General features: G+C 68.1%; 1 protein-coding gene. It reads left to right on the top strand.

All coding sequences use genetic code 11. The features are described 5' to 3' along the window. Positions 1 to 235 (top strand): FAD-dependent oxidoreductase (locus tag AC5RUO_RS20055; protein WP_494104452.1); only part of this gene is annotated, 235 nt, incomplete at both ends.

The raw sequence follows: 235 nt of genomic DNA, 5'->3' as shown, positions 1-235 counted from the left end.
CGTCCGCGGCCCGCGCGGTGCAGCTGCTGATCAAACGCACCGAAGCCGCCGGCGTAAAGTACATCGGCAACACCACCGTGACCGGCATCGAACAGACCAACCGCCGCGTCACCGGCGTCCAGACCCCCGACGGGGTGTTCCCGGCCGACATCGTGGTCTCCTGCGCCGGGTTCTGGGGCGCCAAAATCGGTGAAATGATCGGCATGGCCGTGCCGCTGCTCCCGCTGGCACACCA

The sequence above is a fragment of the Arthrobacter sp. Y3221087 genome (assembly GCF_059089905.1).
This window is presented reverse-complemented; position numbering and strand designations above follow the sequence as displayed.